33 protein-coding genes are annotated in these 25,242 nt (G+C 63.7%); 17 read left to right on the forward strand and 16 right to left on the reverse strand.

What is annotated here, in order from left to right; translation table 11 throughout:
• Position 1: 1 nt before the first annotated feature.
• From VI26_RS16070 to VI26_RS16125, 12 genes are all read left to right on the forward strand, one after another.
• Positions 2-1,789 carry a DDE-type integrase/transposase/recombinase gene (locus tag VI26_RS16070; RefSeq protein WP_048410756.1) on the forward strand — a complete coding sequence of 596 codons (1,788 nt, stop codon included), beginning with the start codon at positions 2-4 and terminating at the stop codon, positions 1,787-1,789.
• Between the two features lie 10 nt (positions 1,790-1,799).
• Positions 1,800-2,993 (forward strand): ExeA family protein, encoded by a 1,194-nt coding sequence (locus tag VI26_RS16075; protein ID WP_048410757.1) that lies wholly within the window; start codon positions 1,800-1,802, stop codon positions 2,991-2,993.
• A 1-nt stretch (position 2,994) separates the two neighbouring features.
• Complete coding sequence (locus tag VI26_RS16080) at positions 2,995-3,300, forward strand: hypothetical protein (protein WP_048410758.1); 306 nt, start codon at positions 2,995-2,997, stop codon at positions 3,298-3,300.
• A gap of 10 nt (positions 3,301-3,310) precedes the next feature.
• A complete protein-coding gene (locus tag VI26_RS16085) occupies positions 3,311-3,649 on the forward strand; it encodes a hypothetical protein (protein ID WP_048410759.1) in 339 nt (112 codons plus the stop codon).
• A complete protein-coding gene (locus VI26_RS16090; RefSeq protein WP_048410760.1) occupies positions 3,646-3,996 on the forward strand; it encodes a hypothetical protein in 351 nt (116 codons plus the stop codon). Before VI26_RS16085 ends, VI26_RS16090 begins: the two co-directional genes overlap by 4 nt.
• Positions 3,993-4,613: a DUF3164 family protein gene (locus tag VI26_RS16095; RefSeq protein WP_048410761.1), complete on the forward strand. Its 621-nt coding sequence runs from the start codon at positions 3,993-3,995 to the stop codon at positions 4,611-4,613. The genes VI26_RS16090 and VI26_RS16095 overlap by 4 nt, the downstream gene beginning before the upstream one ends.
• 1 nt (position 4,614) lies before the next feature.
• Complete coding sequence (locus tag VI26_RS16100; RefSeq protein WP_082151109.1) at positions 4,615-5,253, forward strand: gp16 family protein; 639 nt, start codon at positions 4,615-4,617, stop codon at positions 5,251-5,253.
• Positions 5,250-5,603, forward strand: coding sequence for a Mor transcription activator family protein (locus VI26_RS16105; RefSeq protein WP_048410762.1), 354 nt, complete (start codon positions 5,250-5,252; stop codon positions 5,601-5,603). Before VI26_RS16100 ends, VI26_RS16105 begins: the two co-directional genes overlap by 4 nt.
• A 281-nt stretch (positions 5,604-5,884) precedes the next feature.
• Entirely contained in the window at positions 5,885-6,319 is a 435-nt protein-coding gene (locus tag VI26_RS16110; protein ID WP_048410763.1) for a hypothetical protein, read from the forward strand.
• A gap of 111 nt (positions 6,320-6,430) precedes the next feature.
• Positions 6,431-7,261 carry a diaminopimelate epimerase gene (gene dapF / locus VI26_RS16115; RefSeq protein WP_048410764.1) on the forward strand — a complete coding sequence of 277 codons (831 nt, stop codon included), beginning with the start codon at positions 6,431-6,433 and terminating at the stop codon, positions 7,259-7,261.
• 69 nt (positions 7,262-7,330) lie between these two features.
• Positions 7,331-7,984 (forward strand): DUF484 family protein, encoded by a 654-nt coding sequence (locus tag VI26_RS16120; RefSeq protein ID WP_048410765.1) that lies wholly within the window; start codon positions 7,331-7,333, stop codon positions 7,982-7,984.
• A complete protein-coding gene (locus VI26_RS16125; RefSeq protein ID WP_048410766.1) occupies positions 7,981-8,550 on the forward strand; it encodes a hypothetical protein in 570 nt (189 codons plus the stop codon). Before VI26_RS16120 ends, VI26_RS16125 begins: the two co-directional genes overlap by 4 nt.
• Before the next feature lie 249 nt (positions 8,551-8,799).
• Here the strand turns inward: VI26_RS16125 and VI26_RS16130 are convergent, their stop codons facing one another.
• The 7 genes from VI26_RS16130 to VI26_RS16160 form a co-directional block, all read right to left on the reverse strand.
• Complete coding sequence (locus VI26_RS16130) at positions 8,800-9,381, reverse strand: YceI family protein (RefSeq protein WP_231464140.1); 582 nt, start codon at positions 9,379-9,381, stop codon at positions 8,800-8,802.
• A gap of 31 nt (positions 9,382-9,412) precedes the next feature.
• Positions 9,413-9,970: a YceI family protein gene (locus VI26_RS16135; RefSeq protein WP_048410767.1), complete on the reverse strand. Its 558-nt coding sequence runs from the start codon at positions 9,968-9,970 to the stop codon at positions 9,413-9,415.
• Positions 9,967-10,530 (reverse strand): cytochrome b, encoded by a 564-nt coding sequence (locus VI26_RS16140; RefSeq protein ID WP_048410768.1) that lies wholly within the window; start codon positions 10,528-10,530, stop codon positions 9,967-9,969. Before VI26_RS16140 ends, VI26_RS16135 begins: the two co-directional genes overlap by 4 nt.
• Positions 10,531-10,802: 272 nt before the next feature.
• Positions 10,803-11,768, reverse strand: coding sequence for an ABC transporter permease (locus VI26_RS16145; RefSeq protein WP_048410769.1), 966 nt, complete (start codon positions 11,766-11,768; stop codon positions 10,803-10,805).
• The gene (locus VI26_RS16150) at positions 11,768-12,874 is read right to left on the reverse strand and encodes an ABC transporter permease (RefSeq protein WP_231464709.1); all 1,107 of its coding nucleotides are present in this window, start codon (positions 12,872-12,874) and stop codon (positions 11,768-11,770) included. Before VI26_RS16150 ends, VI26_RS16145 begins: the two co-directional genes overlap by 1 nt.
• Positions 12,871-14,400, reverse strand: a complete 1,530-nt coding sequence (locus VI26_RS16155) for an ABC transporter ATP-binding protein (protein WP_048410771.1) — start codon at positions 14,398-14,400, stop codon at positions 12,871-12,873. The genes VI26_RS16150 and VI26_RS16155 overlap by 4 nt, the downstream gene beginning before the upstream one ends.
• Before the next feature lie 118 nt (positions 14,401-14,518).
• Positions 14,519-15,523, reverse strand: a complete 1,005-nt coding sequence (locus tag VI26_RS16160; RefSeq protein ID WP_156183911.1) for a BMP family protein — start codon at positions 15,521-15,523, stop codon at positions 14,519-14,521.
• A 470-nt stretch (positions 15,524-15,993) separates the two neighbouring features.
• Between VI26_RS16160 and VI26_RS16165 the strand changes: the two genes are divergently transcribed.
• The 5 genes from VI26_RS16165 to VI26_RS24835 all read left to right on the forward strand — a co-directional run bounded on the left by VI26_RS16165 (position 15,994) and on the right by VI26_RS24835 (position 19,095).
• Entirely contained in the window at positions 15,994-16,761 is a 768-nt protein-coding gene (locus VI26_RS16165; RefSeq protein ID WP_048410772.1) for a tRNA pseudouridine(65) synthase TruC, read from the forward strand.
• Positions 16,762-16,782: 21 nt separating this feature from the next.
• Positions 16,783-17,631 carry a 23S rRNA (adenine(2030)-N(6))-methyltransferase RlmJ gene (locus VI26_RS16170; RefSeq protein ID WP_019102592.1) on the forward strand — a complete coding sequence of 283 codons (849 nt, stop codon included), beginning with the start codon at positions 16,783-16,785 and terminating at the stop codon, positions 17,629-17,631.
• A gap of 20 nt (positions 17,632-17,651) precedes the next feature.
• The gene (locus tag VI26_RS16175) at positions 17,652-18,206 is read left to right on the forward strand and encodes a thymidine kinase (protein ID WP_048410773.1); all 555 of its coding nucleotides are present in this window, start codon (positions 17,652-17,654) and stop codon (positions 18,204-18,206) included.
• Positions 18,207-18,343: 137 nt separating this feature from the next.
• Positions 18,344-18,922 (forward strand): LexA family transcriptional regulator, encoded by a 579-nt coding sequence (locus tag VI26_RS16180; RefSeq protein ID WP_048410774.1) that lies wholly within the window; start codon positions 18,344-18,346, stop codon positions 18,920-18,922.
• 17 nt (positions 18,923-18,939) lie between these two features.
• Entirely contained in the window at positions 18,940-19,095 is a 156-nt protein-coding gene (locus tag VI26_RS24835; protein WP_167604380.1) for a hypothetical protein, read from the forward strand.
• 300 nt (positions 19,096-19,395) lie between these two features.
• Here the strand turns inward: VI26_RS24835 and nagZ are convergent, their stop codons facing one another.
• The 9 genes from nagZ to VI26_RS16225 are packed head-to-tail and all read right to left on the reverse strand — an operon-like array spanning position 19,396 to position 25,231.
• Entirely contained in the window at positions 19,396-20,484 is a 1,089-nt protein-coding gene (gene nagZ, locus VI26_RS16185; protein ID WP_048410775.1) for a beta-N-acetylhexosaminidase, read from the reverse strand.
• Between the two features lie 15 nt (positions 20,485-20,499).
• Positions 20,500-20,889, reverse strand: coding sequence for a holo-ACP synthase (acpS, locus tag VI26_RS16190; RefSeq protein WP_048410776.1), 390 nt, complete (start codon positions 20,887-20,889; stop codon positions 20,500-20,502).
• Positions 20,886-21,449 carry a metal-dependent hydrolase gene (locus VI26_RS16195; RefSeq protein ID WP_197081499.1) on the reverse strand — a complete coding sequence of 188 codons (564 nt, stop codon included), beginning with the start codon at positions 21,447-21,449 and terminating at the stop codon, positions 20,886-20,888. The genes acpS and VI26_RS16195 overlap by 4 nt, the downstream gene beginning before the upstream one ends.
• Positions 21,450-21,454: 5 nt before the next feature.
• Entirely contained in the window at positions 21,455-22,180 is a 726-nt protein-coding gene (pdxJ, locus tag VI26_RS16200) for a pyridoxine 5'-phosphate synthase (RefSeq protein ID WP_048410777.1), read from the reverse strand.
• 23 nt (positions 22,181-22,203) lie between these two features.
• Complete coding sequence (recO, locus tag VI26_RS16205; RefSeq protein WP_048410778.1) at positions 22,204-22,932, reverse strand: DNA repair protein RecO; 729 nt, start codon at positions 22,930-22,932, stop codon at positions 22,204-22,206.
• Complete coding sequence (locus tag VI26_RS25040) at positions 22,929-23,258, reverse strand: antibiotic biosynthesis monooxygenase (RefSeq protein ID WP_048410779.1); 330 nt, start codon at positions 23,256-23,258, stop codon at positions 22,929-22,931. Before VI26_RS25040 ends, recO begins: the two co-directional genes overlap by 4 nt.
• A gap of 7 nt (positions 23,259-23,265) precedes the next feature.
• A complete protein-coding gene (era, locus tag VI26_RS16215; protein ID WP_048410780.1) occupies positions 23,266-24,156 on the reverse strand; it encodes a GTPase Era in 891 nt (296 codons plus the stop codon).
• Positions 24,153-24,863, reverse strand: a complete 711-nt coding sequence (rnc, locus tag VI26_RS16220; RefSeq protein WP_048410781.1) for a ribonuclease III — start codon at positions 24,861-24,863, stop codon at positions 24,153-24,155. The genes era and rnc overlap by 4 nt, the downstream gene beginning before the upstream one ends.
• 5 nt (positions 24,864-24,868) lie before the next feature.
• The gene (locus VI26_RS16225) at positions 24,869-25,231 is read right to left on the reverse strand and encodes a DUF4845 domain-containing protein (RefSeq protein ID WP_048410782.1); all 363 of its coding nucleotides are present in this window, start codon (positions 25,229-25,231) and stop codon (positions 24,869-24,871) included.
• Between the last annotated feature and the right edge of the window lie 11 nt (positions 25,232-25,242).

Consider the following 25,242-nt stretch of genomic DNA (forward strand, 5'->3'; position numbering starts at 1 on the left):
CATGAGCGCCGTCATGAACGAACGTGTTGTGGCTGCGGCCCTGGCCGCCCGCACAGCCGGGCATGGCGACAAGGGTGCCATTTACGATGCGGCCTGCCGCGAGTTGGGCATCTCTCGCGCCACGCTGATGAAGAAGATCAAGGAACTGACGCTAACGTCGCCGCGCAAGCGCCGCTCGGACGCGGGTCAAAGCGCGCTGGAGCGCGACGAGGCGTTGCTGATCTCGGCGCTGTTGATGGAGTCCACCCGGAAGAACGGCAAGCGGTTGTACTCGGTGGCGGATGCCATCGAGACTCTGCGCGCCAATGGCATGATCCGGGCCGAGTTCCTGGACACCGCAACCGGCGAACTGCGGCCACTGTCGGAAAGCACGATCTCTCGCGCCTTGCGTACTTACGGCCTGCACCCGGATCAACTGCTGGCCCCAGCGCCAGTTACCGAGTTGGCCAGCTTGCACCCGAACCATGTATGGCAGATCGACGCCAGCTTGTGCGTGCTCTATTACCTGAAACCCTCGGCCGATACCCGCGCCAACGGCTTGCGGGTGATGGACCACGCTGAGTTCTACAAGAACAAGCCGAAGAACGTGGCGCGCATTGCCAGTGACCGGGTGTGGAGCTACGAAATTACCGACCACGCCAGCGACTGGATTTATGTCGAGTATGTGATGGGCGCGGAGTCCGGCGAGAACCTGTGTTCGGTGCTGATCAATGCGATGCAGGAACGCGGCGGCGCCGATCTGCTGCACGGCGTACCGCGCATGCTGATGTTGGACCCCGGCTCGGCCAACACCGCCGCGATGACCCGCAACCTATGCCGTGCGTTGGGCATCGAGCTGCTTGTCCATAAGGTGGGCAATGCCCGCGCCACCGGCCAGGTGGAGAACGCGCGCAACATCATCGAACGCAAGCTGGAGCCTGGCCTGAAGTTTCAGCCGGTCAACAGCCTGGACGAACTCAACGCGCTGGCCAAGCGGTGGCGCATGCATTTCAACGCCACCGCCATCCATAGCCGTCATGGCAAAGCCCGCAGCCAGGCCTGGATGGCCATCCAGGCCAGCCAGTTGATCAAGGCGCCCGCTGTGGAAGTATGCCGCGAGCTGGCGGTGGCTCAGCCGGAAAGCCGCAAGGTATCGCCCAAGCTGCGCGTGTCCTTCCAAGGACGGGAGTACGACGTGTCGACGGTGCCGGATGTGATGGTGGGCGAGAAGCTGATGGTCACCCGCAACCCGTGGCGCCAGGACGCCGCCCAAGTTGTCCTCGTGGGCGAAGACGGGCGTGAGGTTTTCCATGTCGTGAACGAAGTGCTGAAAAACGAGTTCGGGTTCGCCACGACAGCCGCCACCTTGGGCGAGTCGTACAAACAGCACGCCGAGACGCCGGCCCAGGTCGCGCTCAAGCAGATCGAGCAGATCGTCACTGGCACCGACAGTGCGGCGGCGGCCGAGGCCGCGCGCAAGGCCAAAGAGATTCCCTTTGGCGGGCGCCTTGACCCTTACAAGCATATCGAAGAGGCGGAACTGCCAGCCTACCTGCCGCGCCGTGGCACTGAACACGGGCTGGCCGCGCCCCAGGTCGAGTTCCCGCCGTTGACTCTGATCGAAGCCGCCAAGCAGCTGAAACAGCGCGTCATCGCCGCTGGCGGCGAATGGACTGCGGATCGTTTCCAGTGGCTGGCTCAACGCAACCCGGCCGGTGTTCCCGAAGACCAGCTCGACGCGATTGTGGCCGAGCTATGCAGCCCCACTGCGGGTATGAAGTCGCCGCTTCGCGTGGTGAAGACGGCATAAGGAGAGTGTCATGTTGAAGCTGAAAAGCGTACTGCAGGCGGTGGGCCGCAAGCAGTCCGACCTGGCCGAACACCTCGGCCTATCCCAAGCCTCGGTGGCCCAGATCGTCAATCACGGCGAATGGCCGAAGAGCCTGGATGAAACCGACCTGCAGGAAAGCATCATCCGCTATCTGCAGGCACACGGCGCGGCCGATGGCGACATCGACAGCGCCTTTGAAGAGGTGAGCGAGCCGCGCGCCAACGCGGCCCGCTCGGTCTCCCCGTCGAAAACCGCTACAGAGTCCAACCAGGAGGAATCCATGTTACTGCGTAAACAAGCGCTGTTTCCAGCGACCCGCAAGCATTTCAACTTATTCCGCGACCCGTTTGCCGATGACGCCATCCAGTCGCACGAGGATATGTATGTCAGCCCGGACATCCGCTATGTCCGCGAAGCGATGCTGCAGACGGCCAAACACGGTGGCCTGCTGGCGGTGGTGGCCGAATCCGGCGCCGGCAAAACCACGCTGATGCGCGACCTGGAGGATCGCATCCTGCGCGAGACCCAGCCGATCCTGCTGATCAAGCCCTATGTGCTGGGCATGGAGGATAACGACCAGAAGGGCAAGACTTTGAAAGCCACGCACATCGCCGAGGCAGTCATGGCTGCTGTGGCGCCGCTGGAGAAGCCGAAGAGTAGCCCCGAGGCTCGCTTCGCCCAGTTGCACAAGGCTCTCAAGGAAAGCCATGCCGCAGGTTACCGCCATTGTCTGGTGATCGACGAAGCCCATGCGCTGCCTATCCCCACCATCAAGCACCTGAAGCGTTTCTTCGAACTGGAGCTGGGCTTCAAAAAGCTGCTGTCGATCATCCTGATCGGCCAGCCCGAGTTGAAAACCAAGCTGAGCGAGCGCGACGCGGCCGTGCGCGAGGTGGTGCAGCGCTGCGAGATGGTGGAGCTGGCCCCATTGGAGGGCGGCCGCCTGGACGAATACCTGAAGTTCAAGTTCGAGCGCATGAGCAAGCCGGTCGGCGAAGTGATCGACGCCAGCGGCATCGACGCCTTGCGCGCCAAGCTGACGGTGGCCACACGCCGAGACCGCCCGGAGACGGTGTCGCTGTTGTATCCGCTGGCGGTGGGCAATCTGCTGACGGCGTGCATGAACTTGGCTGCTGACCTGGGGGTGCCGTTGGTCAACGCCGATGTGGTCAAGGGGGTGTGACATGGCGCTGCAAGCGGTTATCTCAAAAACACCCAACAGCAACCAGGTAATGCTGTCGGCCATCCGTGGTGTGGTCGAATCGGTGGAAGCACTGGCCCAAAACGGTTTTGTGGTGGTGGCGGTGGAACTGTCGTCCGTGCTGCGCCCCACGATTCGCATCCAAAGCTGCGGCAAGTGCCAGCGCCTGATCAACCAGGGCGAGGCGGTCTATTACAGCTACGGCCGGCGTGATCACTGCGGCCCGTACCGGGAAGGCCAGTTCATGCTGGGCCGCTGCCGTGTGGTGTGGACCGAGTTTGGAAACTGAGGAGATCAACATGCACAAACTGAATCAGGAAGTAGCGGCGCTGGTGCGCATCGCGGCGTACCAGTCTCCCAGGATCATGCGCGAGGCCTATGCCGGTCAGCAACACTTCGACATTCGCCGCTTCGGCAACCACACCTTGGAACTGGTGGCGGACATGTACTCGCTGCAGTTTGAGGACGAGGAGCGCATCGACCCGGCGATGCAGTTCAGCAGCACGGATTGGGACCAGGAAAAGATGGTGTTGCCATCGGCTTGCAGCCGTGAGGCCTTCTACCTGCTCTACCGCACCGGCCGGCAACTGGTGCGGAGCAAGCGCCGGCTGCTGCAGCTGGCGCCCAGGGCTGCATGAACACGGCGCAACCGGAACTGGACGCTGCCACGCGGCAGCGTCTGGCCGAAGAGGTGGAACGGCTGGTGGCGCAGGGGACTGACCGCCGCGAAGCCCGGCAAATCGTCTGGCTGGACTACCTCGACGAACTGAAGCCGTTCCAGGTTGCGCCGGCGAACTCAGCGCCGGCCCTGGAGGAGGACAAGGCCGAGCCTCCTGTTGAGCCCAAGGCCGAAGTACCGAACACCCGCCCTCGCCAGTTCTGGAGCGCATCGGCCGAACCGCAATTTACCGATGAGTGGCTGCGGAAGAACCGGAAAGAACTGGCGAAAGTGAAGCAAATGATGATGATGAGGATCAGCAAATGACTACCGAACAAAACGTACCGGCCGGCTACTGGCAAGACGCCAAGGGCTGCCTGGTTCCCGAAAGCATGATCAAGCCGATCGACAAGGAGCGCGACCGGCTGGTGAAGGAACTGGTCGACAAGGCCCGTGGCGTCACCAAGGTGTTGGCCGACTTCAAGGCACAAGCGTTTGGCGACATCTCCGCCTTCATCGATATGTCGGTGGAGCAATACGATGCCAAGCTGGGTGGCAAGAAGGGCAATTTGACCCTCTACAGCTTCGACGGCAAGTACCGCATCCAGAGGGCGATCCAGGACCGTATCGCTTTCGACGAGCGCCTACAAGCCGCCCGCGTGTTGATCGACGAATGCCTGGCGGACTGGACGGAAGGCGCGCGGCCAGAGCTGCAGGCCATCGTCAACCAGGCTTTCGACAGCGATAAAGAGGGCCAGATCAACACCGCCCGCGTATTGGCCCTACGCCGCTACGAGATCAAGGACGAACGCTGGCAGCGTGCGATGGTAGCGATCGGCGAAGCTGTCCAGGTGGTGGGCAGCAAGTCCTACATTCGTGTTTACGAACGAATCGGCGAGACGGATCAGTACCAGCCGATTGCTCTTGATATTGCGGGGGTGTGAGATGGCCAAGGGCGCTAATGGAAAGCTTCCTGTGACGCATGTCGACAACCGTCAGCGCCTGATCCGCTTGATCCACGTCGCCAAACGCGATCTTGCCCTGGATGACGATAGCTATCGCGCCATCCTGCTGCGGATTGGAAAGCAAGCGTCATCGTCAAAGCTGACCATTCCACAGCTCAGCCAGGTTTTGGAATACATGAAGCAGGCAGGCTTCAAGGTGCGTTCCAAAGCTGGCGGGCGGCCCCTGGCGAAAGACTGCCAGTCAAAGATGATTCGCGGCATATGGCTGGAACTGGCCGGCATGGAAGTGGTGCGTAACGCATCCGAGGAGGCCCTGGCGACATTCGTGAAGCGCATGGCCAAGGTCGATACTTTGCAGTGGCTGTCGACGGAGCAGGCCAGCCTGGTGATTGAGCATCTAAAAGAATGGCGCCAGCGAGTGATCAAGGCTCGCCGTGCCCAGCTGCACAAGGCCATGGGGTTGCCGGTACCGACAGGGATTGAAGCGCAAGCGGCGCAGGAAGAGAAAATGCGAGAGGCCGCCGGTGCGGTGCTTGGGCGCAAGGCCTGCGTCGCAGAGATGACCGAGACGGACTTCCAAGCGGTGCTGGGCCACTTCACCAAGGAGACCATGCAATGAGAGACCAATTTCGAAGCAAAGGCCCTGAGTTGCTCCTCGACCTGGCCGATCATGTAGCGGTGGCCCTGGTGGAGCTGGCCAGCATGGAGCAAGAGCGCGCCATTCAACTGGGCCGAGAGATCGCCAATCGTATGGCCATCCACTGGGGCGGCCAAAACGTCTACTTCCCAATGGGCCTTTCGATCAGACTATCGGAAAGGGACCGCCGTATCTTTGACGATTTCGATGGCGCCAACCATAGCGAACTCGCGCGCAAGTACGGCGTGTCGATTCAATGGGTCTACAAGATCGTGAAGGCTGTACGCCAAGAAGAAATGGCCCGTAGGCAAGGCGACATGTTTGGCCACTGATTGACCCAAGCAGCCAGCGATCACTGTTTCACTGGCTGCAACACATTTCCAAGTCCCATCCCACGAAGTCCATCATCATCCCGAGTCATCCCGGATTTATCTCGGTAAACTCCTACCAGTTATCTCACTTCCCCTCACGCTGAACGCCTACCAGGCCAATAGCGCCACCGGCAGCAGTGGCAGCAGCAGTAGCCAGACCACCACCGGCTGAACCCCTCCATGCCCCCAGGCCCGGCCTTGCGCCGGGCCTGTTTCATTTACTCTTGCAGGCGCCAACCGATATGAAAATTCACTCCGCCCCCTTCCCGCCGCCCGCGCGCGCGCAAACCGCCACATCGGCCGAAGAGGCGGCCTTCACCCCTGCTGCCGCGCCAGCCGCCCCCGAGCCGGAGCAGCAGCCGGCGCCAACCAGCCGGCCGCGGCTGGACATGGCAACCCTGGTCCGCCTGCTGCTGATGCAGATGCAGCTCAAGCTGAGCCAACCCGGCGACGCCGCCGAGGACACGCTCAAGCTGGCCACCGGGCAGGAGGCGGCGCCGGCCTCGTCCGGTTCGTTGATCGACGATGTCGGCCAGGCCGCCGCCAGCGGCGCGCAGGACGTGGCCCAGCAGGCGGCCACCGCCGAACAGCCGATGACGCCATCCGCCGCCGGCGCGGCGCTGCAGGCCTACGCCGCGCCCGCCTCGCCGTCCAGCAAGCCGCTGGCCAGCGTTTGAGCGCGGCGGCGCGCGCCGCCGGTACCTCTATCTACGCCACTGTGCTAACCTGCCCTATTATTGGCGGCCCGCCACGGGGCCGCCCATTCACGCAGGATCAGGCGCGCTCCGATGAAATTGCACTTCACCAAAATGCACGGCCTCGGCAACGACTTCATGGTTGTCGATGGCGTCCGTCAAACCGTCTCCCTTAGCGCCGAGCGCATCCGTCAGTTGGGCGACCGCCACTTCGGCATCGGCTTCGATCAATTGCTGCTGGTGGAGGCCGCGCAAGCCGCCGGCCATGATTTCCGCTACCGCATCTTCAACAACGACGGCGGCGAGGTGGAGCAATGCGGCAATGGCGCGCGCTGCTTCGCCAAGTTCGTGTCCGACCGCGGCCTGACTTCCAAATCCCGCATCCTGGTGGAAACCGCCAAGGGCGTGATCGCGCCCGAATACCTGGGTGACGGCCAAGCGCGAGTGGACATGGGTCGGCCGCGCTTCGCCCCGGCCGAAATTCCGTTTCAGGCCGAATCCGAGGCGATATGCGACGATTTACAAGTCGGCGACGCCATCTTGTCCATCAGTGTGGTGTCGATGGGGAACCCCCACGCGGTGCAGGTAGTCGCAGATGTAGCCCTGGCGCCGGTGACGCAGTTGGGCGCGGCGATTGAAAACCACCCGCGCTTTCCACAGCGGGTCAACGCCGGCTTCATGCAGGTAGTGGCGCGCGATGAGATTCGCTTGCGCGTGTTCGAGCGCGGCGCCGGCGAAACGCTGGCCTGCGGCACCGGCGCCTGCGCGGCGGTGGTGACCGGCATCCGTCGCGGTCTGCTGGAGCGGCGCGTGCGGGTGCATACCCGCGGCGGCGAGCTGACGGTGGAGTGGCCGGCCGACGACGCCGCCGTCACCATGACCGGACCCGCCGTCACCGTGTTTCAGGGCGAGATCGATATTTGAATGCCGCCGCCGGTTTGCCGCCGGCGCCGCGCGCGACAACAACAGCGTTGTATTAAGGGGTTATGAATCATGCAGACAGACGATGTGCTGGCGTTTTTGGACCAACATCCGGACTTTCTCGCCCACCATGCCGAGCGGCTAGGCCTGAAGCCCGGCGGCGCGCCGCAGGACCGCGTGGTGGTCTCGCTGGCCGAGCGCCAGTTGCTGGATCTGAAGGACCGCAATCGTCAGCTGGAGTCGCGTTTGCAGCAATTGGTGCGCCATAGCGAGGCCAACGACCGCATCATCGCCAATGCCCACCAACTGGCGCTGAGCCTGCAGGCCTGCCGCAGCCTGCAGGATGTGCTGAGCGCGCTGCCGGCCTGCTTTGCCGAGCATTTCAAGCTGGAGCGCATCGCGCTGCGGCTGTGGCACCCGGCGGCGGAGTCCGCCGGCGCGGTTTACGATGCCCGCAACGAGGTGGCCGCGCTGGCGCGCAATCTGTCCGCGCCCTATTGCGGCCCCTACGTCAACGATGATGTGCTGGCCTGGTTCCCCGCCACTCCGGTGCTGCAATCCTTCGCCCAGCTGGCGCTGCGCGACGCCACCGGGCAGACCATCGGCCTGCTGGCGCTGGCGTCCGATGACGCCCAGCGCTTCACTTTCGACATGCACACCCATTACCTGGCCCAAATCGGCGAGCAGGTGTCCGTGGCGCTGATCCGCGTCCTGGAGGCGCAATGACGGCGACGCCTACCGGTTGGTTTCTGCTGGCGCTGATCGCGCTGTTCTATCTGCACATCCTGTGGCGACTGATCGCCAGCCGTGATGGCATCGCCCAGGCCTGTTTCGCGGCGTCCTTCTTCATCCTGGCGCTGGCCTTCCGCAAGGATGTGTTCCTCACCGCGCTGTCGCCGGTGCTGCTGCCCTTCTGTTACGCCTATGCCTGGCTCGGCATCGCCGCCGTGCTGTGGTCGGCCAGCAGCCTGCGGGTCAGCCGGCTTGGCCTGGCCTTTCCCGAACGCCAGCCGCAGCTGGCGGCGCTGATGGCCAGCCAGCTCAGCCTGCACCTGGGCATCGTCGCCTTTTCCCGCGTGCTGGACTGGCGGCCGCTGCTGTCCTATCTGATGGCGCCGCCCTTGATCGTCGTGGTCAGCTATCTGGGCTACCGCACCCTGCTGTACGTGATGCGCCATCAGCCGGAGGCGCGTCTGCCGTGGCCGGTGTTCGCCGGCATGACGCTGATCAGTCCCCTGCTGGTGATGTGGCTGGCCGATTGGTTGGCGCCCATCGTGCTGGGCATGACCTGAGCCGCCGCGCCACGGCAGCGATGAAAAAAACCCGAGTCTTTCGACTCGGGTTTTTTGATGCCGGACAGCGCATCGGCGCGCTATCCATCGAGCTTAGCGCCTGTTCAAAGTCTCGCTGGCTAGAGCGAGACAAGGCGAAAGTCGCTGAGAAAGCGGAATGTACACGTGGTACATGAGCATTTCGAAGCGAGTTTCAACGCCGTATCGCCGACGCTCAGCAGACATTGAACAGGTTCTTAGGACAGCTTCTTACTTCTTGCCTGCCTCAATGGCGATGGTCAGCTGCAGGTCATCGCCCACCGCCGGCACATAGGCGCCCACGCCAAACTCGCTGCGCTTGATGGTGGCGGTGGCATCCGCGCCGCACCACGGCTTCTTGGCCATCGGGTGGGAGTCCACGCACTTGAAGTTGGTCACGGTCAGCGTCACCGGCTTGGTCACGCCATGCAAGCTCAGTTGGCCGTCCACCGCCGCCAGCTTGTCGCCATTGAAGGTGAACTTATCGGATTTGAACGTGATGGTCGGGTATTTTTCAACGTCCAGGAAGTCCGGGCTGGCAATGTGCTTGTCGCGCGCCGCCCAGCCGCTGTCATGGCTGGCGGTCTTGATCACGATGTCCACCGAGCCGGTTTTCTTGGCCTGGTCCAGCACCACGGTGCCCTTGGTGTCGTTGAAACGGCCGCTCAGCGTGGAGAAGCCCAGATGGCTCAGCGAGTAGCCGGCATGGGTATGCGAGCTATCCACTTCGTAAGTAACCGGGGCGGCTTGCGCGCTGCCCAGCACGCCCAACGTCATCACGGCGGCAAACAGGGTCTTGATCTTGGTCGTCACGTCGATTTTCTCCAGGGAAAGAATGGCAAGATCACTTGCCGGTCAGAACGAATTTATATTTGACGGTCACCAGGTCGGCAATCGCCTCGGTATCGTCCCAAGCGCCATCGCCCACCTTGAACTGCAGGCGCTGCACGGGGAAGCTGCCTTGCAGCGTGGTTTCACCGCCGGCGCTGCTGGCGGTGAACTGGGACACCACTTCGCGGCTGATGCCCTTCAGGCTGAGCGTGCCGCGGGTTTCGAATTTGCCGCCGCCCAGCGCCTTCACCGATTTGGCGGTGAAGCTGGCCTTGGGCAAGCTCGCGATATTGAAGAAGGACGCGCCGCGCACCGTGGTATTGCCGTCGGCGCTACCCACGTCCACGCTGCCCAAGTCCACGGTGAACACCGCCTTGGTGGCCTCAGGCTTGGCCGGGTCGAAACTGACGTTGGCGGCGAAGCTCTTGAAGCGGCCCTCGGTCGGCACATTCATTTGCTTGAAGCTGAAGCCCAGCGTGCTCTTGGCGGCGTTCAGCGTTTGCGCGGCCTGGGCCGGCGCCATCGTCAGCGCCACGGCGGCGCTCAATGCGAGTGAAGTCAGAAATTTCATGCTTGAGTATCTCCTTTGCGACAGGATGGCAGCATCCACGCCAGCGTGGCGTCGCGATCGATGAAATGATGCTTCAGAGCCGCCAGTGCGTGCAGACCGACGATGGCGACGATGGCGTAGGCCATCAGCGCATGGCTCCAGCCCAATACATGGCCCAGCGCCTCGTTCTTGTCCACCAGGTCCGGCAGTTGCACCAAGTTGAACCACACCACCGGATAGCCCTTGGCCGAGCTCATCAGCCAGCCCACCAGCGGCATGGCCAGCATCAGCGCGTATAGCAGCAGGTGAATCAGGCCGGCGGCCTTGAGCTGCCAGGCCGGCTGTCCCGGCAGCGGTGCCGGCGCGCCGCGGCGCGCGCGCCAGATCAGGCGCAGCACGGCCAGCGCGAGCACGCTGATGCCCACCCATTTGTGCCAGGCGATCATAGACGCTTTCAGCTTGAAGCTGGCCGGCGAGGTGATCTGCATGCTGTTGAAATACCAGCCCATGATCAGGGCGGCGACGATCAGCACGGCGATCAGCCAGTGCAAGGCGATTTGAGTGGGGCTGTATCGTTGCATCGAGTTCCTTATTCCGTATCGGCGGCAAAGCCGCACCTGTCATACCGTTGAATCATAAAAGAGCGCCCAATGCGCTGATAGCGAAATTATTAGCGCGATAAATTCAAATTTTTTGAACGAGTTTGCTTAGGCGCAACGACAGACGATATTAAGAATCATTATGAATGGAGAAGTCCCGCAAGGTTCCCTGCATGGGATATATAACAAAAAACCGCCAGGGGCAAAGCCCTCTGGCGGTTTTAACCTGACTGAAAAGCCGGTTTATCGTTGGTTTAACGGCTCTTGACGAAGGGAATGCCTATCGCCTTGGGCGCCACCGCGCGGCCGACGAAGCCCGCCAGCAGCAGCACGGTCAGCACATAGGGGATCACCGCGATGGCTTGCGACGGGATCTGACCGATGCCCGGCAGCGCCACGCCTTCCAGGCGGATCTGAATGGCGTCGGCAAACGCGAACACCAGGCAGCCCAGCACCGCCGGCAGCGGCTTCCATTTGCCGAAGATCAGCGCGGCCAGCGCCAGGAAGCCCTTGCCCGCCGTCATTTCCTTGATGAAGCTGCCGGTCTGGTACACCGACAGATAGGTGCCGGCGATGCCGCACAGCACGCCACCCCAGAACAAGGCGGTGTAGCGCACCTTGGCCACCGAGATGCCGGCGGTGTCCGCCGCGTGCGGGTTCTCGCCCACCGCGCGCAGACGCAGACCGAAGCGGCTCTTGTACAGCACCCAGGTCACCAGCGGCACGATCAGGAACAGGGTCAGATACACCAGGATGCTGTGGCCGGACAGCAGCTTGCTGTACAGCTGGCCCAGCAGCGGCACGTCGCGCAGCTCATGGGCGAACGGCAGCACGATCTCGTGGAAACGGCCCTCGTCCGGCAGCTGCGGGGTGTTGCCGCCCTGCTGGAACCAGGCCAGGCCCAGCACCGGGGTGATGCCGGAGGCGACGGTGTTGAGCGCCATGCCGGAAATCAGCTGGTTGCCGTTGTAGGTGACCGACACGAAAGCATGGATCATCGCCATCGCCACCGAGGCGGCGATGCCGCAGGCCATGCCTATCCACGGGTTCTGAGTGGTGAAGGCCGCGGCGGCGGCGGCGAAGGCCGCCACCAGCATCTTGCCTTCCAGGCTGATGTCGACCACGCCGGAGCGCTCGGAGAACATGCCGGCCATCGCGGCCAGGATCAGCGGCGTGGCCACGCGCAGCGTGGAATCGAGCAGGCTGAAGAAGATTTCCATTATTTGTCGTCCTTGCGCTTGAACAGGCCGGCGATGAACGGCTCGAACAGGTTTTCCAGCGCGCCGCAGAACAGGATGATCAGACCCTGGATGAAGATGATCATCTCGCGGGTGATCATCGGCTTCTCGAAGGACAGATCGGAGCCGCCCTGGGTCAGCGCGCCGAACAGCAGCGCGGACAGGATGATGCCCACCGGGTGGTTGCGGCCCATCAGCGCCACGGCGATGCCGACGAAGCCGACGCCGTTGGTGAACATCACGTTCATGCGGTGGGCGGAACCCATCAGTTCGTTGACCGCGGCCAGGCCGGACAGCGCGCCGGACACGCACATGGCGATGATGATGACGCGGCTGACGCTCATGCCGGCGTAGCGGGCGGCTGGTTCGCTGGTGCCCACGGTGCGCAGCTCGAAGCCCCAGCGGCTATGCCACACCACCAGATAGAACAGCGCGGCGGCCAGCAAGGACATCACGAAGGTCAGGTTCAACGGCGAGGTGGGAATTTCCACGCCGAAACGCGCCGCCACTTCGTGGATGGCGGGAATCCACGCCGCTTGGCCGAATTCGCGCGTGGTCGGGTTCTGCGAGCCGGCCTCGATCAAGTGATGGCTGATCAGGTACAACATCAAGGAGTAAGCGATGAAGTTGAACATGATGGTGGTCACCACGATGTGGCTGCCCCGCTTGGCCTGCAGCCAGCCCGGCACAAAGGCCCAGGCCGCGCCGAAGCCCATTGCCGCCAGAATGGCCAGCGGCACCAGCACCGCCGGCGGCAGGCTGTGGTCGAAGCCCAGCACCACCAGGGTGACGCCCAGGCCGGCCAGATAAGTCTGGCCTTCGCCGCCGATATTGAACAGGCCGGCGTGGAAGGCGGTGGCCACCGCCAGGCCGGTGAAGATGAAGCCGGTGGTGTAGAACAGGGTGTAGCCTATGCCCTCGCCGTAGCCGAAGGCGCCGTTGATCAGCAGCTTCAGGCATTCCCAAGGGTCTTCGCCTATCAGCCAAGTGACCAGGCCGGTCACCAGCAGCGCCGCCATCAGATTAAGCGCCGGCAGCACCGTCAGCTGCGCCCAGCGCGGCAAGGTGGAAGGTTGTCCGAATTTCAATGCTTGTGCCCCCCCATCAGCAGGCCCAGCGAAATGGTGTCGGCGTCCTTGGCCGCCACTTCGCCGGTGATCTGTCCGCCGGCCATGACCAGGATGCGGTCGGCCAGCGCCAGGATTTCTTCTAGTTCAACCGAGACCAGCAAAATGGCCTTGCCCTCGTCGCGCAGTTCCACCAGCCGCTTGTGAATGAATTCGATCGCGCCGATGTCGACGCCGCGCGTCGGCTGGCCGATCAGCAGCAGGTCCGGATTGGCGTGGATTTCCCGCGCCAGCACCACTTTCTGCTGGTTGCCGCCGGAAAGCAGGCCCACGCGCAGCAGCGGGTTGCCCGGACGGATGTCGAATTGCTGGATGAAGTCGCGGGTACGCGCCAGCAGCCGCTTGCGCGAATACCACGGGCCGCGGCCCAGGCCGGCTTCGCCGTGATAGCCGAGAATGGCGTTTTCATAGCTGGAGAAGGCCTTGACCAAGCCCTCGCGCGAGCGGTCTTCCGGCACGTGGGCGATGCCCAGCTTGCGGTAGAGCGCGGCGCGCGGCTGGCCGCCGCAACGGCGGCGCAGCAGGTCCTCGCCCTTGTAGACCATCTCGCCGGCATTGGGCTCGCGCATGCCGGCCAAGACTTCCAACAGCTCGGACTGGCCGTTGCCGGACACGCCGGCGATGCCGACGATCTCCCCGGCGCGCACTTCGAAATTCAGCTGGTCCAGCAGCTTGACCGCGCGCGCGTCGGTCAGGCACAGATTCTTGACGCTGAGCACCGCCGCGCCCGGTTCGCGCTCGGCCTTGTCCACTTTCAGGCTGACCTTGCGGCCCACCATCAGGTCGGCCAGCTTTTCCTTGTCCACGTCGCAGGTGGCGACATTGGCCACCACGGTGCCGGCGCGCATCACGCTGACGCCGTCGGTGATGTCCATCACCTCGCGCAGCTTGTGGGTGATCAGGATCACGGTCTTGCCCTGCGCCTTCAGCGAACGCAGGATGTGGAACAGGTGGTCGGCTTCCTGCGGCGTCAGCACCGCGGTGGGCTCGTCCAGGATCAGCACGTCGGCGCCGCGGTACAGCGCCTTGAGGATTTCCACCCTTTGCTGCAGGCCCACGCCCAGATCGCCCACCAGCGCGTCCGGATCCACCTCCAGCGAGTAATTGCGGTTGAGCTCTTTCAGATGCTCGCGGGCCTCGTCCAGCCCCTTCTTCAGCACTAGGCCGCCTTCGGCGCCCAGCACGATGTTTTCCAGCACGGTAAAGGTGTCCACCAGCATGAAATGCTGATGCACCATGCCTATCCCCAGCTCGATCGCTTCCTGGCTGTTGCGGATAGGCGCTTCCTTGCCGTTCACCCGGATGGAGCCGCTGTCGGCCTGGTAATAGCCGTACAGAATGCTCATCAACGTGGATTTACCGGCGCCGTTCTCGCCGATAACACCATGGACGGTGCCCTTGGCGATTTTCATCGTAACGTCACGGTTGGCTTTGACGGCACCAAAACTCTTGTTGATGCCCGCCAGCTCAATGGCAAACTCGGTCATGCTTGTTCTTGTTCCCTGGTTAGGGCCAGCCTGACTCCGTTCCGGCATGAACAAACAGGCACGATGGAATGCATCGTGCCTGCCACCCCGAAACGGATCAGGGAAAACTCCGCTCGGCTTATTGCACCGGGCAGCTGTTGTTGGTGCGGTAATCCACCACCTTGATCTTGCCGCCGATGATGTCAGCCTTGGCCGCGTTGATCTTCTTCTCCATCGCCGGAGTGATCACCTTGCGGTTGTTGGCGTCCAGCGCCCAATCCACACCGGCCTCCTTCAGGCCCAGCACCTTGACTTCCGGCTTCCAGGAGCCGTTCTTGGCGTCCTTGAAGGTGTTGAACACCGCCACGTCCACGCGCTTGACCATGGAGGTCAACACCGAGCCGGGGTACAGGTGGTTCTGGTTGCTGTCCACGCCGATGGAGTACTTGCCGGCGGCCTTGGCGGCTTGCAGCACGCCCAGGCCGGTGCCGCCGGCGGCGGCGAACACCACGTCCACGCCGCGGTCGAACTGGCTCTTGGCCAGCTCAGTGCCGCGCGCCGGGTCGTTAAAGGCCTGCGGGGTGGTGCCGGTCATGTTCTGGATCACGCTGGCGTTCTTGTTGGTGAACTTGACGCCCTGCACATAGCCACAGCCGAAGGCGCGGATCAGCGGCACGTCCATGCCGCCAACAAAGCCCACCTTGCCGCTCTTGGAAGCCATCGCGGCGGCCACGCCGGTCAGGAAGGCGCCTTCTTGTTCCTTGAACACAATGCTCTGCACATTGGAACCTTTGGCCACCGCGTCGATCAGAGTGAACTTGACCTTGGGGAACTCCTTGGCCACGGTTTCCACCGCCTGGGTGAAGGAGAAGCCGATCGCCACCACGATGTCGGCGTCACGGCGCGCCATATTGCGCAGCAGCTGTTCTTTTTGCGCTTCGGACGCGATCTGGCCGTCGCGGTAGTTGATCTTGAATTCCTTCTTGAAACGCTCGGCGCCGTTGTACGCGGACTCGTTGAAGCTCTTGTCAAACTTGCCGGCCATGTCGTAGACCACGGCGGGCGAGAATTCTTTGGCGAAGGCGGAAGTGGACAACACCGCGGCCGCTACGGCAAAGCTCATTCGTTTCAGCTGGATTTTCATCTCTATGACTCTATGGAGTTTGTTGGTCAACCCGCACGCCGATCACCCCCTGTGGTTCCCGTGCCGTGCAGCGAAGCAAGGCGCCTGCCAACCTCGCGTCATGTAGCGTCGCGACTACATATTCAGTTGCGCAGATGCGGTCCCGCCGCGCCCCGGTGCAAACGGGTCGATACCGGCATGGACGCCGCCCTGTCATTCTTGTTTGAGCGCGGCGAATTGTAATGACGCACCCATGGACTGTAAACAACTTCCTCTCTACTTTGAAATATCATGTCGCAACAAATGCCGACAAAGCCGCGAGCCCCGCGGAGAAACGCCAACAGCATGTCAAAATGCTGTGGTTTTTACGTAATCGAAGCGTAAGACATAAAATTACACCCCAAGAGCATTCCCCACTGCCGGGGCAGCCTTCCAAAGCCGGCCGGCAGCGCCTACAATGCCGGCCTTCCCCATCCGTTTCAAGCCGCCCCATGCTGCCGATTCTTTACCGCGACGACCGGCTGATCGCCATCCACAAGCCCTCCGGCCTGCTGGTGCACCGCACCGCGCTGGACCGCAACGAAACCCGCTTTGCCGTGCAGTTGCTGCGCGACCAGATCGGCCAGCGCGTCTACCCGGTGCACCGGCTGGACAAGGGCACTTCCGGCGTGCTGTTGTTCGCGCTGGACAAGGACATGTGCCGCGAAATGAGCTGGCAGTTCGAACGCCAGCAGGTGGACAAGCGCTATATCGCCGTGGTCCGCGGCCACAGCGACGACGCCGGCCGCATCGATTACCCACTGAGCCGCCGCCCGGACGACCTGGAATGGATAGGCGAAACCGTGGACACCACGCCGCAGGCCGCCGTCACCGACTACCGCACGCTGGCGCGCATCGAACTGCCAATCGCGGTCGACCGCTACCCCAGCAGCCGCTACAGCCTGCTGGAGCTGACGCCGCACACCGGCCGTCGCCACCAGCTGCGCCGCCACCTCAAGCACATCGCCCACCCCATCATCGGCGACGCCACCCACGGCAAGGGCCGCCACAATCGCATGTTCACCGAGCATTTCGGCAGCCAACGCCTGCTGCTGGCCTGCGTCGCGATGCGGCTGAGCCTGCCGGACAGCGGCCAGCCGCTCTTGCTGCAAGCGCCGCCGGCCGACGACTTCATGCGGCTGGTGGAACAACTGGGCTGGCGCGCCGCACTGGAGGACGCGCTGCGCGGCCACGCCGAATCCGGTACAATTCGCAGCTGACAAACGCCATACCCCGCAGCCATGCTCAGTTACCGCCATGCCTTCCACGCCGGCAACCACGCCGACGTGCTCAAGCATCTGATCCAGATCGAACTCCTGAACTACCTGGGCCAGAAAGCCAAGCCCTACTGGTATATCGACACCCATGCCGGCGCCGGCGCCTACTCGCTGGTGGAAGGTTACGCCACCAAGAACGCCGAATTCGAATCCGGCATCGCCCGCCTGTGGCGGCGCGACGACCTGCCGGAAGCCGTCGCCAACTACGTCGAGGTAGTGCGCAGCCTGAACGCCGACGGCGAACTCAAGCTCTACCCCGGCTCGCCCTGGTGCGCGGCGGAAGTGATGCCGGCCAGCGACAAGCTGCGCCTGTTCGAGCTGCACCCCACCGACCACCAATTGCTGGCCGACACCTTCGCCGACGCCGGCCGCCGCGTGCAAATCCAGCAGGCCAACGGCTTCGAGGCGATCAAGGCGATTCTGCCGCCACCGCCGCGTCGCGCGCTGGTGCTGATCGACCCGCCCTACGAGGACAAACGCGACTACCAGCACGTGATCACCGCTCTGAAAGAAAGCCTCAAGCGCTTCGCCACCGGGGTCTACGCCGTCTGGTATCCCTGCCTGCAGCGCGCGGAGATGAAGGAACTGCCCAAGGAAATGAAGAAGCTGGGCGCCAAGAACTGGCTGCGCGCCGAATTGCATGTGCAAAAGCCGTCCAGCGACGGCTTCGGCATGCACGGCAGCGGCATGTTCATCCTCAACGCGCCGTGGACGCTGCCGCAGACGCTGCGCGAAGTGCTGCCCTACCTCGCCCAGCATCTGGCGCAAGACGCCGGCGCCAGCTATGTGCTGGAAACCGGCGGCGACCTTTAAGCCCCACCGAGAATCCATCGATGGCAAAACTCTTTTTCCGCTACGCCGCGATGAACAGCGGCAAAAGCACCCAGTTGCTGCAAATCGCCAACAACTACGAATCCATGGGCAAGACCGTGGCGCTGTTCACCAGCGCCATGGACGACCGTTACGGCTTCGGCAAAATCACCTCGCGCCTTAATCTGCAGCGCGACGCCCGCACCTTCTCGCCGGAACTGAACTTCCTGGCCGAGGACTTCGGACAGACCGCCTGCATCTTGATAGACGAAGCCCAGTTCATAACGCCGGAACAAGTGCATCAGCTGCACGAGCTGGCTCACACCCGCAACATTCCGGTGATCTGCTTTGGCCTGCGCACCGACTTCCGCGGCGAACCCTTCCCCGGCTCCGGCATGCTGCTGGCCCTGGCCGACGAAATCGAAGAGATCAAGACCATTTGCGAATGTGGCAAAAAAGCCACCATGCACATCCGCATCGACGCCGACGGCCACCGCGTCAAGGAAGGCCCTCAGGTGGAAATAGGCGGCAACGCCCGCTACCGCGCGGTTTGCGCCCGTTGCTTCTACCGGCTCTGAAGGCGCCGTCCGCTCGCCGAAACCCGCCCGCGTCAGCGGGCTTTTTTTGCGCTCGCCGCCGCCACTCGCAAAAAAAACTTGCCCTGTCGTTTGATAATGTACACAATCAAATCTGCTTGCATTACAGAGGATTAGCCATGAGCCACGGGGGCAAACGCAGCGGCGCCGGCCGCAAGTCCAGTTACGGCGGCGACAAGACCGTAGCCATCCGCGTGCCGGAACCGCTAAAGCCGGTGCTGGAAGACTGGCTGCACGATTACCGCAGCTGGCGCACCGCCCACAACGCCCAAGCCGACGACGTGCGTACGCTGGCGCGTCAGCTCAGCGAGTTGTCGCTGCCGCTGTTCGCCAACAGCGTGCCGGCCGGCTCGCCGGTGGCGGCGGACGACCTCAAGGAAGACGACGTGGACCTCAACGCCAGGCTGGCGCCGCGGCCGGGCAGCACCTTCCTGGTCACGGTCAAGGGCGAATCCATGTTGGGCGCCGGCATCCATGACGGCGACCTGCTGGTGGTGGACCGCGCGGCGGAAGCGCGCAATGGCAAGGTCGTCGTGGCGGCGCTCAATGGCGAGCTGACGGTGAAGCGGCTGGAAAAAACCGCCAAGGGCATCCGCCTGTTGCCGGAAAACCCGGAATTCCAGCCGATTCCGGTGCCGGAAGACGCCGCCTTCCATATCTGGGGCGTCGTCACCAACGTCATCCACAAAGTGGACTGAACCTTCGGGAGAACACCATGGAACACACCCAAGCGCAGTACGACAGCATCAAGATGAAGTTCATGGACTGGCGCCGGCTGCCGCGCGCCTTCCGCGCGGTGATCCAGGGCCAGCCGCAAGTGCTGGTCAGCCGCCCGGGGCGAGACTTCTACGTGCCGGTGCAGTTTGTTTAGCCACCTTTATTAGCCACGGAAACACACGAAAGACACGGAAAAAGACAACTCCTTCGGCCAGGAAACCCACGAAACCTTCTACCGTCTTTGGTCCGTGTTTTTCCGTGTGTTTCCATGGCAAAAGAAACCACAGACCTTGCCTGCTCCCATGGCCTTCCGTGGCAAAAGACGTTTTCCGCTCCCCCCTTAAGAGCGGCTAACATTGTCAGTTTCACGGCTGAGGCAAGGCGCGCCGACGCAGGCAGTACTTTGAGTACGACAAGTCGGCTCAACGCAGCATCAGGGGTTTGTTAGCCGCTCTTAATTGGCCTCACCCACATCCGGCCCGCGCATCGCGTCCGCCGGCATGGTCAAACGCTCCACCTGGGCGCGCGCCGCAGCGAAGGCCGGACCGGCCAGCTCCGCCGCCCAATCCGCCGCCCGGCCGGCCATGCGCTCCAACCTCCGCGCCAGTTCCGGCTGCGCCGGCGGCCGCAGATGGGCCAGGATCAGATCGGTCTGCCGGGGATCATTGCAGACCAGCACCATATCGCAACCGGCGGCCAAGGCCGCGTCGGCGCGCTGTACAAAGCTGCCGGCGCCGGCCGCGCCCTCCATGTCCAAGGCATCGGAGAAGATCACGCCGTCAAAACCCAGCTGGCCGCGCAGCACCTGCTGCAGCCACACCTGCGAGAAGCCGGCCGGCTGTGCGTCCACCGCCGGATACAGCACATGCGCCGGCATCACCGAGCCCATGCCGGCCGCCGCCAGCCGGCCGAAGGGCACCAGATCGTCCGCCTCCAGCTCGGCCAGGCTGCGACCGTCTTCCGGCATCAGATGATGGCTGTCGCCCTCGACGAAGCCATGGCCGGGGAAGTGCTTGCCGCAAGTGGACATGCCTCCGCGCGCCAGGCCGCGCTGCAAAGCCTCGGCCAGTTCCGCCACAATGGCCGGGTCGCGGTGTAAGCTGCGGTTGCCTATCACCGCGCAGCGCCCCCAATCCAAGTCCAGCACCGGGGTGAAGGACAGATCGATGCCGCAGGCGGACAATTCGGCGGCCAGCACATAGCCGACGTTCTCCGCCTGCACCAAGGCCGCCGCGCGATTCTGCTCCCACATCCGGCCCAGCACCTGCATCGGCGGCAGGCGGGTGAAGCCGTCGAGGAAGCGCTGCACCCGGCCGCCCTCGTGATCCACCGCGATCAGCAGATGCGGGCTGCGCAGCGCGCGAATTTCCGCGGTCAGCGCCTTCAGTTGTTCGATGTCCTGGAAATTGCGGCGGAACAAAATCACCCCGCCCACCAGCGGATGCGCCAAGCGCCGCTTCTCTTCATCCGTCAGCCGCAGGCCGGCCACGCCCGCCATCACCGGCCCGCGCGGCAAGGCCGCGCTCTGTTGAGTCTGCTGCATCGGTTTGCTTTCTCTCTAGCCGGGCGCGGAGCGCTCCAGCACTACAAAAGCCAGCGCATGGCCGCGCTCGTCGCTGATGGACAGATGACGCGCGCCCACGCCGCGCTGGCTTAAAAATTCGTCCAATTCCGGGCTTAGCGCCAATAGCGGCTTGCCCCATTCATCATGCTCGACCCAGATCGCGGTCAGCAACACCGGCGCGCGCACACCGGTACCCAGCGCCTTGGCTAGGGCCTCCTTGACCGCGAAGCGCTTGGCCAGGAAACGCGCCGGATCAGCGCTGGCGGCAAAAGCCTGCTGCTCGGCCGGCGCCAGCATATGCCGACCCAACTTGAGGCCCCAGCGCTGGAACATCACCCGCATGCGCTCGATTTCCACCAGATCAGTACCTATGCCGTAAATCATCGTCCGCCCTCCCCGCTCCTGCGCAGCCACGCCGCGCGCACCAGCCACAGCAGCAGACAGGGCAGCCAGACGTACAGCAGCTCCGAGCTCAGCACCCGCAGACCCTTGGCGCCCAGCCAGCGATGCAGCCTCAGCGGCGAGCCCTCGATAGGCCGCCAGTCGAACAAGAAGCGGCCCTGGTGCCAAGGCATCGCCAGCGCCGGCCCATGGGTGGCGTCGGTCCACATATCCAGCAGCGCATGGGAAGCCACCACCAGGCTCAGCACGACAAAGGCGCGCAGCGGCCCCAAACCCAGCCGCGACCACCAGCGGCGCCCGAGCGCGGCCAGCACGCCGCCGGCGATCAAGGCCAGCGTCAGCGAATGGGAAATGCCGCGATGCCCCCAGGGGCTGGCATAGGGAATGCCCAGCTTGAAGGTGATCACGTCCAGATCCGGCAGCATCGCCGCCGCGCCGCACAGCAGCAGCCAGCCGGCCATGCCGGGGGCGCGCAGCGGACGCGGCGCGCACAGACCGGCTAGCGTCGCGCCGGCCAGGGCATGGGTGATGACGGTAGGCACAGCGCTCAGCCGCGCGCGGCCACCATCAGCGCCTTCATTTCCTTGACTGCCTCGGCGAAGCCGACGAACAGCGCCTGGGCGACGATGGCGTGGCCGATATTCAGTTCCGCGATCTGCGGAATCGCGGCGATCGGCTGCACATTGTGGTAGTTGAGGCCGTGACCGGCATTGACCACCATGCCCAGCTCGGCGGCGAAGGCTGCGGCGTCGCGGATGCGCGCCAGCTCGGCTTCGCGCGCCGCGGCGTCATGGGCGTCGGCATAAGCGCCGGTGTGCAGTTCCACCACGCGCGCGCCGGCGTCCCAGGCGCGCTGGATTTGCGCGCGCTCGGGGTCGATGAAGATGGACACGCGGATGCCGGCGTCCAGCAGGCTGCGGGTGTAGCGGCGGACATCATCGAAATGGCCGATGGCGTCCAGGCCGCCCTCGGTGGTGACTTCCTCGCGCTTTTCCGGCACCAGGCACACGTCTTCCGGCTTCACCGCCAGCGCATTGGCCAGCATCTCCTCGGTCATCGCCATTTCCAGGTTGACCCGGGTCTTGACCACCTGGCGCATCGCCACCACGTCGGCGTCCTGGATGTGACGGCGATCCTCGCGCAGATGCAGGGTGATCAGGTCGGCACCAGCGGTTTCCGCCACCAGCGCGGCCTCAACCGGACTGGGATAACGGGTGCCGCGCGCCTGACGCAAGGTGGCGACGTGATCGATGTTTACGCCCAACAGAATCATATTCTCTCCCGATTAGCTTCGCCTCAATCCGACAGGGAATTGACGGCTTGCAATAGTTCGCGCGAAGCCAGCGGCTCCTCGCCCAATAAAGCGCTCAACCATACTCGCATCAACGCCCGCGCTTCAAGCCGGGTGGCCGCCGCAGCGTAATCGTCGGCTTCTATCGCCAGCAGGCTGGCGCCGCTGAGCCGCAGCCCGCGCTCCAAGCTCTGGCCGGCATCCCGCTCCGGCGCGGCATTGCCCTGGCACCAGTAGCTGGCGTCGGCGTCCACTTCCGCGCCATCGCCGTCGTGCAGCAGGCTGGGCGCGTAGCCCAGCACCTGGGTCAGCCTCAATTCGTAGCGGCGCAGCACCGTCGCCAGGCCGCTCTGACGCGCCAGGCCGCGCACCGCCGCGTCGTAGACGGCGAAGGCGCGCGGCTCGGGATCGTCGCGCGCGGTCAGCTTCATCATCAGTTCGTTCAGATAGAAACCGCAGATCAGCGGCAGGCCGGACAGCTGCGGCACGCCGCCGTCCCAGTCCGCGCTGTGCAGGGTGCGCAGCTCGCCCTTGCCGAACCAGGCCAGGGTCAAGGGCTGGAAAGGCAGCAGCAGGCCGCGCAGATCGGCGCGCGGCCGCCGTGCGCCGCGCGCGACCACCGAGAAACGGCCATGATCGCGGCTGAGCACTTCCACCAGCAGGCTGGTTTCCCGGTAGGGCTGCGTATGCAGCACATAGGCCGGCTGACGATCCACCCTGCCCGGCTGGCTCATCCCGCGGCTCCGGCCGGCGACGCCGGCCGCGGACAGGCCGCGGCGGGACTGACGTTGAAGGCGAACACCCGGTACCAGGCCTCCGGCCCGTAGCGCTGCGCGATCAGACGCTCCGCGCATTGGCGCCAGGCGGCGATGGCTTCCACGCTGTCCCAGTAGGACACGGTGTCCCGGCCCGGCTCGCCGCGCTCCAGGCCGAGAAAACCGGTCTGGCAGGACGCCAGCCTGGCGACGCGCTCCAGCAAGTCGCGGCTGCCGGGCAAGTCCTGTCCTTGCTGCAGAGAAAAAATCACCGTCCAGCAGGACGGCGCCAAGTGATAGTGCATCGGGATGTCAGTCCAGGCCGAATTCCCGCAGGAAGCGCACGTCGTCGGCCCAGCCGGACTTGACCTTGACCCAGACTTGCAGGAAAACCTTGCCGTCGAACAGTTTTTCCATGTCCATCCGCGCCTCGGTGGAGATCTTCTTCAGCTTCTCGCCGCCGCGGCCGATGACGATGGGCTTCTGGTTTTCCTTGTCCACCAGCACGCCGATATGGATGCGGCGCAGTTCGCCGTCCATTTCGAACATTTCCACTTCCACATTCATTTCGTACGGCAGTTCTTCGCCCAGGTAACGGAACAGCTTTTCGCGCACGATCTCGGCGGCCAGGAAGCGCTCGCTCTTGTCGGTGACCATGTCTTCCGGATACAGCGGCATCGATTCCGGCAGATGCGGCCGCACCTGCTCCAGCAATTCGCTCAGACGCTGGCCGTGCTTGGCGCTCACCACTTCCACGCCGGCGAAGGCGAATTCCGCCTGCACCTCGGCGATGAAGGCCTGCAGCGCGTCGCGGTCCTTGGCCTTGTCCAGCTTGTTCACCACCAGGATCACCGGGGTGCGCTTGGGCAGCAAGGCCATCACTTCGCGGTCGGCGCCGGTGAAGCGCATCGCTTCCAGCACGAACAGCACGCAATCGACGCTGCCCAGCGAGTCCTTGACGCTCTTGTTCAGGGTTTCGTTGAGCGCGCCCTTGTGGAAGGTCTGAAACCCCGGGGTGTCGACGAAGACGAACTGAGCGTTGTTCTCGGTGTGAATGCCGGTGACGCGGTGGCGCGTGGTTTGCGCCTTCTTGGACGTGATGCTGATCTTCTGGCCGATCAGATGGTTCATCAGCGTGGATTTGCCGACATTGGGACGGCCGACGATGGCGACAAAGCCGCAGTGGTATTGGATATCAGTCATGTGCGTTTCTTGCTCGCAGCGAGTTTTTGTTCCAGCAGGACCAGCGCCGCTTCGGCGGCCTGCTGTTCGGCGGCGCGGCGGCTGCCGCCCTCGCCGGTGGAGCCTATCGCCAACTCGCCCAGGTCGCACTCGACGCGGAACCATTGTTCATGGGCTTCGCCGCTTTGCGACAGGATACGGTATTTGGGCAAGGCCAGCTTGCGCGCCTGCAGCGCTTCCTGCAAACGGGTCTTGGCGTCCTTGGCCTGGCGGGTGGTGTCGATGGACGACACGCGTTCGGCGTAGAGCCGGCGCACCACCTGCTCGGCGCGCAGGAAATCGGAATCGAAGCTGACCGCGGCGAACGTGGCTTCCAGCGCGTCGGCGAGGATGGACGGCCGGTTGAAGCCGCCGCTTTTCAATTCGCCCTCGCCCAGGTAGAGATAATCGCCCAGCTTGAGTTCGTGGGCGATCTCGGCCAGGGTGTTCTGGTTGACCAGATTGGCGCGCAAGCGCGACAGCTCGCCCTCGGTCAGCTTGGGGAATTGATCGAACAGCATGCGGGCGACGGTGTAATTGAGGATGCTGTCGCCGACGAATTCGAAACGTTCATTGTTGCTGGCGCCGTAACTGCGGTGCGTCAAGGCCTGACGCAGCAGTTCCGGCTTCTGAAATGCGTAATCCAGCGCCTGACTCAGGCGCCGGAATCTATTATCGGTTGGTATCACGTGGTTTATTGCGGAGGCTGGCCCGCTTGGGTATCGAATTTGAACAGCAGACTGACGTTGGAGAACAGCGGCACTTCGCGCTGATACACCGCGCGCACGAAAACGAAGTTGCTGCCGGTGACCACGGTCAGGTTCTCCCCCTTGATCGAGGTGATCCCGGCCACACTGGCGCGCTGATTGAAGTCGCGGCGCACCGAAGCCTCGCCGACATTGGACTGGGTGGACAAGGAGGTGATCGCGTGGCGCACCTCGGCGTACTCGGTGTACACCGGCGTCACCTTCATGCCCACCATGATGGCGCCGCCCAGTACTATCATCAGCAGCAGTACGGAAAACAGGGACAAACCTTGTTGACGGCTGAAATGCATCATGCTCTCCG

This window comes from Chromobacterium sp. LK1, from assembly GCF_001043555.1.
GTDB lineage: Bacteria > Pseudomonadota > Gammaproteobacteria > Burkholderiales > Chromobacteriaceae > Chromobacterium > Chromobacterium aquaticum.